Here is a 12427-nt window from a genome sequence, read left to right on the forward strand (position 1 = left end):
TAAAATATAAAACTGTTTCCAGGTTTTAACAAATGGAGGGAGCTCACTTTTATTTTGGTTTTCTTCCATATTTAAGGTTGCTTTGGTGCCAATAAATTTGCGAATAAACGATAAGCGCCAGGCACTCCAGCAGGTAACTCCCTGAAGAAAACTAATGAAGTGTAAACAAACTTTCCTTTGCCATAATCGGTGATAAGTAACGAACCATCACTTGCAGGTTCGCCAGTATCATTCATGCTAAAAACTGTGCTGTATCTTGGATCGATATCTGTTGCAAAATACAAGCCTCGCTCTTGCACCCAACCCTCAAAATCTTTTGCTGTAATTTTATTTGGATAATTTAAAGCTGGATGATTTGGAGCTAAAAAATTCACTTTTGCATCTTCTTCCGTTACACGCTTATTAGCTAATTTAAATGGATAAGGGCCGATATTTGGAGTTTTTAACCCGTTATTTACGTTATATTGGATAAGCAATGTTCCACCATCTTCTACATACTTTAAAAATTTTGGTTGTATCAACTTAACATCCGCATTAATGTTATATAACCGAACCCCTGTTACAATTGCATCGTATTTAGACAAGTCTGCAATTAATATTTGTGAAGTGTTTAATTTGGTAACAGCATAACCCATTTCTTTAAGAGCCTCTGGAACTAAGTCTCCTGCGCCATCAATATAAGCAATATTTTTACCTGTAATTTTTAAATCTATTTTCTCCAATCGGGCAATTGCTTGAGGAAAAATTGTAATGTTTGGAATATGAGCATAGCTGATGGTTTTGAAACCCTTATCATCGGTTTTGCCATCAACCGAAACTTGCAAACTTAAGTTGCCGCTCGGCTCGGTTCCTGGAGTAATTGTAAAAGAAACTATTTGTTCATCGCCCTTATTTGGTAAGCTGAAATCAATTTTATCCGAAGAACTTTTCCATCCCTTTGGTAATTTTAGAGAGACAGACCCAACTGCATTGTTTTTAAAACTCTTTAAAATAGCGGTAATGGCTTTTGGTGTATTGCCGCTAAAAACATATGCTTTCTCGCTTAAAGTTGCTGTAACTGCTGGAGCGATAACCAAAGGTTGATAACGTTCGCCAATAATTGGATCAGTAGATTTAAAAACCACAGGGCTACTTAATTCTATTGGCTGATTATCGATTATGACTTTAAGTTTAACAGCCAATTGGTTTGGATTTTCTGGGTTGCCAACTAACTGTTGATTATTGATTAGGTATTGTCCAATCGGATGACTCTCTTGCAGCCAATAAGGCTGAGTTGTATTTTCAGCCGCCAACTTTAGGTCTGATGAGCTTAATTTGTTTGGTTCCAAAATAATTGTCTTATCTGATGCAGATACAGAAACAGGTAATTTTGTTCTTGCTATTGCTTGTAATCTTACAGGAATCATATCGCCTATGGCATACACATTTTCTGTTGTATTAGCTTCTATCCATATTCCGGCACAGGCCAAAATTAATTCATCTAAAAGTTGATGGTTAAAATCTGTGCTTTGTGTTGCCTTTTTAAGTTTCAATAAACCTGGCAAAGCTAATTCTGGCTGCTTAACGTCAAATTTTTGCCTAATTTCAGTTAAAATCGATTGAATATTTTTGTCGCCTATTGAAGTATTAATCCCATCAAAAATGGAGTTTTTAGCTGGTTCGCCAGCTGCATGACTAAAAAATTCAAAAGCTTCGCCACGTTGCAAAGTAGAGCCGAAACCTTGGCTTTTATGGTTTGTTCTACTAATAGCCGCAATTTCTCCGTAGCCTTTGCCAACCAATGGATTGTACAAACCCACATCAATTTTTAACTGATCAGGAGCTGTTGTATTTGTGCCACCAAAGTTAAAAGTATTCCAAAGTATTCTTTTTGCCTGCCAAACTTTTACATATTTAAGTTGCTCCGGAAAACGATTTGCATCAGCTGCTGCTGTAAAGGCTTCTCGAGCTAAAATTCCAGAACCAGCGTGGTGCCCATGACCGGCTCTTGCATCTTCTGGAAAACGAGTAATAATTACATCTGGCCTAAATTTCCTAATCACCCAAACTACATCTGCCAAAATTTGCTCTTTACCCCAAATTTTAAAACTTTCATCAGCAGTTTTCGAAAAACCAAAATCATTTGCTCTGGTAAAAAACTGTTCAGCGCCATCAACTTTTCTGGCTGCCAATAATTCTTGTGTCCTAATTAAACCTAAAAGTTCAGCCTGTTCATTTCCAATTAAATTTTGTCCGCCATCACCCCTGGTTAAAGACAAATAGCCTGCCCTTACTTTGGCTTCCTTTGCTAAATAAGCTAAAAGTCGGGTATTTTCATCATCTGGGTGCGCAGCAATGTAGAGTACGCTGCCTTTTACATTTAATTTCTCTATGCCTAAAGCTATCTCTGCAGCATTAAGTTGCTGCATTTGGGCATTTAAAAAAACGGGAGAAAGAATAATAAGTAGAAGGTAGTAATAGCGGTTCATACGGTTATTTAAATCACTAAATTAACTAAATTTAGCAGAAGAAAGGTATGGTACTGTTTCAATAAAGTAACATTTTAAAAACTTAAAAATGTTTTGGTATTAAAGTTGAGTATACCTTTGTGTTTAATTAATCGTTATAACGTGATGAACAAAATAATTTTAGGTTTGCTAGTAGTTTTAGGCTTGTCTTCTTGTGGTGTAAATAAACAGGCGCAACAAATTAAAGCTTTAGAGCAATGCGATTATAAATTGTTAAATGCTACAAATATTACTGTAGCAGGCACCAATGTCGAGAAACTAATTAAAGGAAATAACATTGATTTAACCGGCTTACCATCATTAGCATTGGGTTATTTAAGAAAAGATATTCCGTTAAGAGCAAATTTAAATTTAGCAATTAGCAATCCATCCTCAACCTTGGCTGCCATCAATAATTTCGATTATATCATCCTAATAAATAAGCAAGAAATTGCAAATGGCACCGTAGATCAAAGGGTAAGCATAGAACCGGGACAGACAACAAACGTTCCTGTTCAATTGAATGCCAACATTTATAAATTTTTGGCCGATGGTAGTGTTTTAACAGATATCACTGATTTTGTTAAAGGAGCTAATTCTGGCACAGAAAAAAAAGGTATGGTTACTTTAAAAATTCGCCCATCTATTATGGTTGGCGGCGGATTAGTTAAATATCCAGGCTATATCACAATAGATAAAGAGGTGAGTAGTAAAATTTTGTTGTAAATTTCGCAAAGCGGATGATTTAGAACAAGCCTTGCAAAATAGGATCATTGTAATCTTTAACGAAGGCGATGATGTTTTTATACGTTGAAAATTCTTCTTTTTCATGCATGGTTGTTAAAACTACGCAAGGCATATTTGCATTTTCAGCAGCTTCTACACCTTTAGGTGCGTCTTCAAAAACGATACATTCTGCAGGTGCAATACCTAATATGGAGGCAGCTTTTACAAATGTTTCTGGATCTGGCTTGCTTATCTGTACATCATCTGCACTCACAATCGCGTCCATATAATGCCTAATATTTAATCCATCTAAAACAAAGTTGATGTTAAAAGGAATAGCTGCCGAACCAATCGCCATTTTAATTTGTTGTGTTTTAGCCTTTATTAAAAATTCATTTAAACCATCAATTAGGCATAGGCTTGATGCATATTCTTTCTGATAACGGCGCTCTTTTTCTATTGACAACTCATCCTCATATTCTGGTGTAAAACGCTCACCTCCAAAAATTCGATGTAATAACTCTCTGTTTTTGCCATACATTTCTCTTTTCACATCAGCGTAGCTTAAACCTGCATTCAAATCTCCATTAAGTATAGAAAACCATGCTCTAGCATGAAATTCCATATCATCAATCATAGTACCATTTAAATCGAAAAGAAAAGCTTTAGGTTTAGTTGTCATTGTATTTGAGTTATCGGACTAAGATAATTAAAATGAGCAATTCATTTTCAAATCTGCTTAATTCGTTTAGGAATAAAATATAAAATAATGCCTTTAAAGTTGGCTAATGCATCCCATAATTTGCGGTTGCTATCTAACTTACTTTCTCCGCAATCAATAATATCACTTCGTTTTAATATAAAATCTGCTAGCTTTTCAATTGGTTTAATTTTAATCAGAACTTTCATCGCCCTTGCGAAATAACTGGCAAAAACATGAGCCCAAATCTCAATAATCAATGATTTATTGCTAACATTCAACTCCTTTCCAAACATTAAAAAATAATCTTGCTTAATATAGTTCACAAATACTTCTGATCTATTTTTAATATCTGATGATAGAAATTGTTTAAGGTGGTGTGGTTTTTTAATTTGTATTAACCGGTCTCTAAAAACTACAAGGAGCTTATGCCCACTTAGCTCATAATTTTTTTCCATTGACATAGGCTTTTTTCAAGTAACCAAATACTTCTTCATTCAAATCTTCGGGCAACATAATTTTTAAGTGATAATTATAATTATCTGTTCCAGGCACAAGAGCAATCTTTTTAAAACATAAATTAGCTGCAAAAAGTTCTTTAAAAGGTAAAACAAAAACTATCAAAAGCGCTATTGCTGTAAAAAGGTTTTTGGTAAGCCATCTTAAATTCCGATTTCTAGACACTCAAACTTATTTAAGGTTAGCTTCTTGAGCCAAATCTTTATCACTAGTCAAACGTTTGTGTGATGTTATTATAGCTTAAAAATATCAAAATTTCTATCTTACAGCATATTAATGATTTTATAACTATCGACAAACCAAATGGAAAGAAGAAATTTTATCAAATCTGGGGCTTTAGCAGCTGCTGGTTTTACTATTTTACCTACCGGAACCTTATTTGCAAAAGAAACTAAAAAAGTTAGGCTTGGTTATATTGGCGTTGGCGCCAGAGGAATGAGCCATATCAGTGAAGGTTGTTTAAGGGACGATGTAGAAATTGTTGCCATTTGTGATACACAAGAAAGTTCACTAAAAATCTGCAGAGAATTTATCGCAAAAAAAGGCAAGCCCGCTGCTAAGGAATATACTGGTAGCACCGAGGCTTATAAGGAGATGATAGCCAGAAAAGATCTTGATGCGATTATCATTTCTACACCTTGGCAGTTTCACCATGCACAAGCTATCGATTCGATGAATGCAGGTAAATATGTAGGTTGCGAAGTAATTGCTGGTTTAACGGTAAAAGAGCATTGGGATATTGTAAACACTTCAGAAAAAACCGGAATGCCTTACATGACTTTAGAAAACGTATGTTACCGTAGAGATGTTATGGCTGCATTAAACATGGTTAGACAGGGTTTATTCGGCGAACTTATTCATTTAGAAGGAGGCTACCAACATGATTTACGTGAGGTATTGTTTAACAATGGTAAACAGTATTATGGAGGTGGAGTTGAGTATGGCCCTAAAGCCTTGAGTGAAGCACAATGGAGAACGCAATTTAACATTGATCAGGATGGAGATTTGTACCCTACACACGGCGCTGGCCCAATTATGCAATATGCAGATATTAACAGAGGAAACCGCTTTACCAACTTAGTTTCATTTAGTTCTAAAGCCAAAGGTTTAGCAAACTATGTAGAAAGCAAATCTCCAGGGCATCCAAATGCAAAGCTTAATTATAAAAATGGCGATGTAACTACTACATTAATTAATTGTGCCAATGGCGAAACAGTAATGTTGTCTCATGATGTTCATTTGCCTCGCCCATATTCTTTAGGCTTTAGGGTGCAGGGTACAAACGGATTATGGATGGATGTAAATAAATCGGTTCATATTGAGGGTAAAACTAAAGCTCATGCTTGGGATCCGGCTAAAGAGTGGTTCGAAAAATATGATCATCCACTTTGGAAAAAATTTGAAAAAGAAGCGGTTGGTGCTGGCCATGGTGGCATGGATTGGTTTGTTTTTAATGCTTTTGTCTCTGCAGTAAAAGATAAAAAACAAACTCCTATTGATGTTTATGATTCTGTAACCATGAGTGTAATTACACCACTTTCTACAAAATCGTTGAAAGAAGGAAATAAGCCTCAAGAGTTTCCAGATTTTACAAAAGGAAGATGGAAAGATAGAAAAAATACTTTTGCACTAGATGATAGTGGATATTAAGATTTGTTTTGTTTGAAAATGTGCCGATTTATCGGCCATTTTTGTTTTTAAGCAATTTGGAGCTGAAAAAATTTAATTCTATTTAGGAACAATAGATAAATCAAACGTTTGTGCAAAAAAAATGGCGCTTTAACTAAGCGCCATTTTTTTTAACTGAAAAGTTCTTGTTCACTTCTTTCAGCAACGGGAATTTTCTTTAAAAAGTCATCAAATGCTGATCCTAAATTATCAGAATAAATACCGTATGCATCCATCATATAACCCATGTCGCCATCTTTATCAATCGTAATATATACTACAGAGCTATCTGCAGGATCAGACATTCCTTCAAAACGATAAGTTTTTACTATTGTTAAATCTTCTGGTTTGTAAATTTTATTTAAAGTTGCCGATTGCATTTTTCCATGATCGGTTAGTTTAATTTCGTTATCTTTTCCTTTAAGTCTTAATTTTTCTAAAATCTGACTTAAAGTATTCATTTCTATTGGCTGTTCCATAATATTAAAGGTTTATGTATTAAAAACAATCGCCAATTAAATTGGTTTTTAATTTCGTTTTAATATTGATGAAACATTTAAAAACTAATGGTTTATAATGTTGTTGTTTTACTGAACAAAAAAATTAATGATATGAAAAAATACTTAATGTTTACCGGATTAGGTTTGGCGATTGCATTTGCTTCTTGTACTAGCTCAACCGCCGACAAAGAAGTTGCAAAAGCTTCATTAAATGCAACTGAAAACAATGCTTCAATTGGTACTGTTAAATTTTACAATTTAGCAGATGGCAAAATGAAAATGGATTTAGAAATTGAATATGCAGCAAAAGCTGATAGTACTGTTGCTGTTCATTTTCACGAGCACGGAGATTGTGGCAATATGGGCGAGAATGCGCATGGACACTGGAACCCAACCAATGAACCACATGGTAAATGGGGTAGTGCAAATTACCATTCTGGTGATATTGGCAACATTCAGTTAGACAATAAAGGTAAGGCTACTTTAAGCGTAACAACCGATAGATGGAATATTATTGATGGCGATGCTAAAAGCATAATTGGAAGAGGAATTATTGTACACGGTGGTACTGATGATTATACTACACAACCAACAGGTAACTCTGGACCAAGAGTTGGCTGCGGTGTTATCGAAGCTTCAAAATAGATCTTTACAACCGAAAACCACGGGGATTGTCAGCTACAGCTGGTCAATCCCTTTTTTATGCAATTTGAATTAAAAGTGCATCATGTTTAAAAAACCTAAACAAGATGGCAACACTTAACATTCCTCAGAGCGGCAAGGCTGCAAAAGCAAGAACCAGAAGACCAATTGCTGGTGTAGATTTAACTGCAATGGTTGATCTAGCATTTCTACTCATCACTTTTTTTATGCTAACTACGTCATTGGCAAAAATGAAAGCCATGGATATTGCGAAGCCAGTTCCTATAGAAGATGACGCAGACCTTCGTCCTTATCCCGCCTCCAGAACCATGACCATCCTTTTAGGCAAAAACAACCAAGCGGTTTATTACATGGGCGAAACCGAGAAAGCTACAATGAAAATAGTGGATTTGAAAACTATAAAAAGCCAAATATTAGCAAATAAGTTGGTTGTTGAAAAAACACATACAATGCCAAAAGACAAACAAATGTTGGTTGTGATTAAACCTACATCAACATCAAAATATAAAAACTTTGTGGATGTGCTTGATGAAATGAATATCGCCAATATACAATCTTACGCGATTGATGATAAATATATTAACAATAAGGAAAAGGAGTTTATGAAAGAAAAAGGGATTTGAAATTGAATTTAACAAAAAACCTCCTAAGCTTTCGCTCAGGAGGTTTCAAATATTTTTTGAAAAATGTTAACCCAATATAGGATTCAATATCCAATATACAATAGCAGCCAGCAAAGCTGATACCGGAATGGTTAAAACCCAAGCCCAAATTAACTTAACGGTTACACCCCATTTTACCGCAGAAACACCTTTGGTTAAACCAGAACCAATAATTGAACCTGTAATGGTATGTGTTGTACTTACCGGAATTTTTAAATGCTCTGTAAAATATAAAGTTAAAGCACCAGCAGTTTCTGCAGTTACACCTTCAAAAGGAGTTACTTTGGTAATTTTTGAGCCCATGGTTTTTACAATCTTCCAACCACCACTTAACGTACCAGCCGCAATAGCACTGTAACATGCTAAAGGTATCCAGCTAGGCATCTGACCAGCAATCTCTTCGCCACTTGCTGTTTTTGATGGTAAAACTACATGCAACCAGCTTGGCAGCGATTCCATATTAACACCGCTTGTATGTATATAAACAACTACCGCAGCAGCAATAATACCCATTACCTTTTGCGAATCGTTACCACCATGTCCTAAACTAAATGATGCAGATGATAAAAGCTGCATTTTTCTAAGCCATTGGGTAGATTGTGATAAATTTAAACTGCTAAAAATTAAACAGAAGAAACTAATTGATAAAATGATAAATGCTACTAAAAACCATTTAATATTATGCGATTCTAGTAGTACGCTTAAAAAATGCGATTCGAAACGTGGTTTAGCAATCTCATCATAAAAAAGCATGTTTTCTGTAACAAACCAAACAGTACCAATAATTAACAAAGATGTAAAAACCTTTGGCCAAATACTTTTTTTAGAGGAGTGCAGAAGCCAAATAGATATCCCATATGATACAATTGCACCAATAAAAGGTGCCAATACAATAAAACCAACAATAACCAAAACTCCAGTAGGCATTTCGCCAGCTTTACCTTCTTTGTACCAGTTTACCACATTAAAACCAGCATGTGCAATTGCTGCGCCAGCAAAACCACCAATTAGGGTGTGCGAAGAACTAGACGGAATACCAAACCACCAGGTTAATAAGTTCCAGGCAATTGCAGCAATAATACCAGCCAAAATTACCGTTAAATTTATTTCCATGGTGTTAGCAGTTTTTGCAACTGTATCTGCAACACCAAAACCAAAAACCCAATAGGCTAAAAAGTTAAAAAATGCTGCCCAAACCACAGCCTGAAAAGGAGTTAAAACCTTAGTGGCTACAATGGTAGCAATGGCATTAGCTGCATCATGAAAACCATTAATGTAATCAAAAACTAAAGCTAATCCTATAATAACAAGAAGTAAAGTCATGTGTTAAGCTTAAGCGTTTTTAACCAAAATAGATTCTAAAACATTCGCTGCATCCTCACATTTGTCGGTAGCAATTTCTAACGTTTGTAAAACCTCTTTTTGTTTAATCAATTCTATAGCGTTGGTTTCAAATTCAAATAAACGAGCAATAGCTAAATTACAAACGTAATCAGCTTGGTTTTCTGCGCTGTTAATTCTTACACAGGCATCAGCAATTACTCTTATATTTTTAAAGCTTCTCAATTCTTTAATTGCTTTCTCCAAATCGCTACACATTTCTACCAATAGCTCGGCTAATTTTACCATAGCATCACCAATATTGGTTACTTGGTAAAGCTCAATATTACCTGCCGATGCGTGAATATAATCTGCAATATCATCAATTGCAGCTGCTAAGGTGTGTATGTCCTCTCTATCAAAAGGAGTAATAAAATTCTTACTTAATTCAATAAAAATGGTGTGTGTAATATCATCGCCAACATGCTCAAGGCGCTCAACTTCTTTAATCGCTTCTTTTCTGCGTTCTAAATCCGTAGTGGTAACAACAACCAACAAAGCCTCGGCAATTTTTAAAACATTGCTTCCAGCCTGCTCAAACAAAGGTTGAAATTTTTTATCTTTAGGTGTAAAGAAGGTAAATATACTATTCATCTTAAATTTAAATATACTGCAAAGCTACAATCTCAATGTTAAGTTAATGTTAACTTCTAAATATAAAAGCAGAACTTAATAACATCGCTATTTATTTTAAGAAAAACAATGTCAGCATTTTATGGCTCAATCAGTCCCGCCATTTATTACAATCTTTTTGCTTGTTTATGTTAGTCAGCTGTTGAATATTATACCACAGCTAATATCATTCGAATGCCCATTGTGGCAAAACAAAAAGTATTTTCATCATGTCGGGTTTATGAGTTAAAGTCCACTACTTTTGGCTACATCAATCATGTGCCAAAAACTTAAGTCGTACTTAGATAAAAGTATAAACTTCATACCTTTGTCTTGTCAAAGTTAAACCTTTAAAGACTTCGACAAACTATTTTATGATGAAAGATAAAGTTTGTTAAGTAGAATTTTCTGGTAGAGTATAAATTTAACTTCATAAAAAAACTTCGATAGACTAACCTCAAATTGAGGTCATTCTATCGAAGTTAAATATCGATTTTAACAAAGCTTTAAATTAACTTACGCCATTGCTAACTTAGCAACGTTGCGGTATGGGAATGCGTTAAAAATGTGTCTTCTAGCAAATCTACCAGGCGAATCTGCATTTACCAGTTTAATGTACATTGCTCTTGGCACATCAAAATATTCATAAGCACTACCGTCAAAAAAGTCAATTCTTAAAACTGCATCCTTAAACTGAAAATCTTGAATATTTGATAAAGTAGTAGTTTGTATATATTCATCTTTTGCATGCTCCAAAGTTTCTGGCGCTATGCTTAACAAAAAGTTATAAGCCTCAATAATTTCCTTGCTTTTTTCTTCTGCTTCTGCATGCTTTTCAGCATCAGCACTAAATTTATCTGGGTGCCAATCTTTCATCAAGCCTCTGTAAATCGTTTTGATTTCTTTTAGCTCAGTTGCTTTAGTTACACCTAATGTCTTTCTGTAGTCTCCAACTTTTTTCATAAACGTATTGATATGTTATTGTTTATGAAACGTTTGCAAAATTTTAAAGCAGGTAACAGGGAAACAAATATTTTTTGCAAAGGTACAATTAATAAAGTAAAAATATAAGCAGGCTTTATTTATTAATTTTAGCTTAACTATTGCTTTATCCAAGCGGCAATATCTTTCACCACATTTTCGGCAACATTAACCATTATTTGGTATTGTGAGCTATTACCCTTTTCTAGTTGCGCACTCAATAAATGATTAATCTCAGGGTAAAATTTAAATGTTGCATTGGTTTTTCCAGCTAGTCCAGCTTTCCACAAATTAAAATCTGTTTCTGATACCTGAAAATCATTTCCACCTTGAATAACTAATACCTTTTTTAAAGAAGCCTTTGCAGCTGTAACTTGATTATAATTGTTTAAATCTACCCAATATGAGGCCGGCAAGCCGATAATTACAGAATCTGCTTTTAAAGTTGGGCTTAGTTTAGTAATTCTACTTTCTTCAATTAATTTAAGTGCTTCATCTAAATATTTCTGCGCCTGCCCGGTAGTATCTTTAGCTTGTGCCACAATGTATTTATTCTGCTCTACAATAACATCAGTTAATTTTCTTGCTGGCGCAGCTGCTATAATCATTCCTTTTAAATCTGGTGCTAAACTAGCAATACGTGGCGCTAGCATCCCACCTAAGCTATGCCCAAACACATAAATGTTTTTCAAATCTGCACCCTTAACTGTTTTAGCCAATGCAATGGCAGCTACGGCATCATCAACAACTTCTTCCTTAACGGTAAAAGCTTTTGAGAATTCTGTCGGATAAATTACGGTACGCTTTACATAACGCACAGATCCAATTCCATTTGAGGCTAAACCAGTAGCAATATCTTTTAATGGCTTATTCGGACCTACAGTACCATCCATATCTGAGGGGCCAGAACCATGAACTAAAACAACAATCGGAAAATTTGTAGCATTTTTAGGAACAGTTATAACCGCAGCTAATTGATGTCCTGGCGATTGTAAATAAACAGAACTTTCAGTGTACAAATCTGTATTAACGTAAAAAGGCTTGGTGTAAGCAATCGCTTTAGGCGGCATAAGCAAACCCACTAACTTTTCAGATTTATTAAACATTACTACGAATGTTTTAACATCCCTTTCAAATTTGGCTTCAACAGTTACTGCAAAAAATTCATCTTGCGTTTTACTCTGTATTGGATCAATATATTCTACATCTCCCAACTGGCTCTTTAAACCCTGCCAAAGCTCCTGGAGCTTTTGTGGTGTAACTTTAGCTTGCTCAGCTTCTGTGAAATACATATGTGCAGTATCATACTTGCCAGCTTCTAAATAATTAAAAAATTCACTTGCTTTACCAAATAAACTTATTACGTTTTGAGAAAAGGCAAAAGTACTTACAAATAGCAGAGCGAATAATAAAAAGGCTTTCTTCATGTTTTTTTGGTTATCCCATACTTATGGAAACCAAAGTTAATAAATAATAAACACCTTAATTGTTAAAAACTGTGAAATAAAAATGCCATTCTAATTAATTAAA

Annotated in this window: 13 protein-coding genes; 4 read left to right on the forward strand and 9 right to left on the reverse strand. The window is 34.7% G+C overall.

Annotated features, from left to right (window positions below):
* Nucleotides 1-71: 71 nt before the first annotated feature.
* Nucleotides 72-2468: a PIG-L family deacetylase gene (locus AC07XU_RS03955; RefSeq protein WP_494942319.1), complete on the reverse strand. Its 2397-nt coding sequence runs from the start codon at nucleotides 2466-2468 to the stop codon at nucleotides 72-74.
* Nucleotides 2469-2612: 144 nt separating this feature from the next.
* Here AC07XU_RS03955 and AC07XU_RS03960 point away from each other — a divergent pair, with 144 nt between their 5' ends.
* Nucleotides 2613-3212, forward strand: coding sequence for an LEA type 2 family protein (locus AC07XU_RS03960; protein ID WP_494942320.1), 600 nt, complete (start codon nucleotides 2613-2615; stop codon nucleotides 3210-3212).
* A 19-nt stretch (nucleotides 3213-3231) separates the two neighbouring features.
* Here AC07XU_RS03960 and AC07XU_RS03965 read toward each other — a convergent pair whose 3' ends face one another.
* The 3 genes from AC07XU_RS03965 to AC07XU_RS03975 are packed head-to-tail and all read right to left on the reverse strand — an operon-like array spanning nucleotide 3232 to nucleotide 4596.
* Nucleotides 3232-3894 carry an HAD family hydrolase gene (locus tag AC07XU_RS03965; protein ID WP_494942321.1) on the reverse strand — a complete coding sequence of 221 codons (663 nt, stop codon included), beginning with the start codon at nucleotides 3892-3894 and terminating at the stop codon, nucleotides 3232-3234.
* 47 nt (nucleotides 3895-3941) lie between these two features.
* Complete coding sequence (locus AC07XU_RS03970) at nucleotides 3942-4370, reverse strand: hypothetical protein (protein WP_494942322.1); 429 nt, start codon at nucleotides 4368-4370, stop codon at nucleotides 3942-3944.
* Nucleotides 4354-4596: a hypothetical protein gene (locus tag AC07XU_RS03975; protein WP_494942323.1), complete on the reverse strand. Its 243-nt coding sequence runs from the start codon at nucleotides 4594-4596 to the stop codon at nucleotides 4354-4356. Before AC07XU_RS03975 ends, AC07XU_RS03970 begins: the two co-directional genes overlap by 17 nt.
* Nucleotides 4597-4734: 138 nt before the next feature.
* Between AC07XU_RS03975 and AC07XU_RS03980 the strand changes: the two genes are divergently transcribed.
* Nucleotides 4735-6081, forward strand: coding sequence for a Gfo/Idh/MocA family protein (locus tag AC07XU_RS03980; RefSeq protein WP_494942324.1), 1347 nt, complete (start codon nucleotides 4735-4737; stop codon nucleotides 6079-6081).
* Nucleotides 6082-6230: 149 nt separating this feature from the next.
* Here AC07XU_RS03980 and AC07XU_RS03985 read toward each other — a convergent pair whose 3' ends face one another.
* Nucleotides 6231-6578: a hypothetical protein gene (locus AC07XU_RS03985; RefSeq protein ID WP_494942325.1), complete on the reverse strand. Its 348-nt coding sequence runs from the start codon at nucleotides 6576-6578 to the stop codon at nucleotides 6231-6233.
* A gap of 132 nt (nucleotides 6579-6710) precedes the next feature.
* On the opposite strand from AC07XU_RS03985, the gene AC07XU_RS03990 reads away from it, so the two are divergent.
* Both AC07XU_RS03990 and AC07XU_RS03995 read left to right on the forward strand, forming a co-directional pair.
* Nucleotides 6711-7244 (forward strand): superoxide dismutase family protein, encoded by a 534-nt coding sequence (locus AC07XU_RS03990; protein ID WP_494942326.1) that lies wholly within the window; start codon nucleotides 6711-6713, stop codon nucleotides 7242-7244.
* 104 nt (nucleotides 7245-7348) lie between these two features.
* Nucleotides 7349-7885: an ExbD/TolR family protein gene (locus AC07XU_RS03995; RefSeq protein WP_494942327.1), complete on the forward strand. Its 537-nt coding sequence runs from the start codon at nucleotides 7349-7351 to the stop codon at nucleotides 7883-7885.
* A 66-nt stretch (nucleotides 7886-7951) separates the two neighbouring features.
* On the opposite strand, the gene AC07XU_RS04000 is transcribed toward AC07XU_RS03995, so the two are convergent.
* The 4 genes from AC07XU_RS04000 to AC07XU_RS04015 all read right to left on the reverse strand — a co-directional run bounded on the left by AC07XU_RS04000 (nucleotide 7952) and on the right by AC07XU_RS04015 (nucleotide 12324).
* The gene (locus AC07XU_RS04000) at nucleotides 7952-9247 is read right to left on the reverse strand and encodes an inorganic phosphate transporter (protein ID WP_494942328.1); all 1296 of its coding nucleotides are present in this window, start codon (nucleotides 9245-9247) and stop codon (nucleotides 7952-7954) included.
* Nucleotides 9248-9256: 9 nt separating this feature from the next.
* Nucleotides 9257-9898 (reverse strand): DUF47 domain-containing protein, encoded by a 642-nt coding sequence (locus tag AC07XU_RS04005; protein ID WP_494942329.1) that lies wholly within the window; start codon nucleotides 9896-9898, stop codon nucleotides 9257-9259.
* A gap of 534 nt (nucleotides 9899-10432) precedes the next feature.
* Complete coding sequence (locus AC07XU_RS04010) at nucleotides 10433-10879, reverse strand: KTSC domain-containing protein (protein WP_494942330.1); 447 nt, start codon at nucleotides 10877-10879, stop codon at nucleotides 10433-10435.
* Nucleotides 10880-11016: 137 nt separating this feature from the next.
* The gene (locus AC07XU_RS04015) at nucleotides 11017-12324 is read right to left on the reverse strand and encodes a DUF3887 domain-containing protein (protein WP_494942331.1); all 1308 of its coding nucleotides are present in this window, start codon (nucleotides 12322-12324) and stop codon (nucleotides 11017-11019) included.
* Between the last annotated feature and the right edge of the window lie 103 nt (nucleotides 12325-12427).

Source organism: Pedobacter sp. GW456-11-11-14-TSB4, assembly GCF_059424425.1.

Coding starts and splice junctions, on each gene's coding strand:
- AC07XU_RS03955 (WP_494942319.1), bottom strand. CDS start 2,468: ATGAACCGCTATTACTACCTTCTACTTATTATTCTTTCTCCCGTTTTT.
- AC07XU_RS03960 (WP_494942320.1), top strand. CDS start 2,613: ATGAACAAAATAATTTTAGGTTTGCTAGTAGTTTTAGGCTTGTCTTCT.
- AC07XU_RS03965 (WP_494942321.1), bottom strand. CDS start 3,894: ATGACAACTAAACCTAAAGCTTTTCTTTTCGATTTAAATGGTACTATG.
- AC07XU_RS03970 (WP_494942322.1), bottom strand. CDS start 4,370: ATGGAAAAAAATTATGAGCTAAGTGGGCATAAGCTCCTTGTAGTTTTT.
- AC07XU_RS03980 (WP_494942324.1), top strand. CDS start 4,735: ATGGAAAGAAGAAATTTTATCAAATCTGGGGCTTTAGCAGCTGCTGGT.
- AC07XU_RS03985 (WP_494942325.1), bottom strand. CDS start 6,578: ATGGAACAGCCAATAGAAATGAATACTTTAAGTCAGATTTTAGAAAAA.
- AC07XU_RS03990 (WP_494942326.1), top strand. CDS start 6,711: ATGAAAAAATACTTAATGTTTACCGGATTAGGTTTGGCGATTGCATTT.
- AC07XU_RS03995 (WP_494942327.1), top strand. CDS start 7,349: ATGGCAACACTTAACATTCCTCAGAGCGGCAAGGCTGCAAAAGCAAGA.
- AC07XU_RS04000 (WP_494942328.1), bottom strand. CDS start 9,247: ATGACTTTACTTCTTGTTATTATAGGATTAGCTTTAGTTTTTGATTAC.
- AC07XU_RS04005 (WP_494942329.1), bottom strand. CDS start 9,898: ATGAATAGTATATTTACCTTCTTTACACCTAAAGATAAAAAATTTCAA.
- AC07XU_RS04010 (WP_494942330.1), bottom strand. CDS start 10,879: ATGAAAAAAGTTGGAGACTACAGAAAGACATTAGGTGTAACTAAAGCA.
- AC07XU_RS04015 (WP_494942331.1), bottom strand. CDS start 12,324: ATGAAGAAAGCCTTTTTATTATTCGCTCTGCTATTTGTAAGTACTTTT.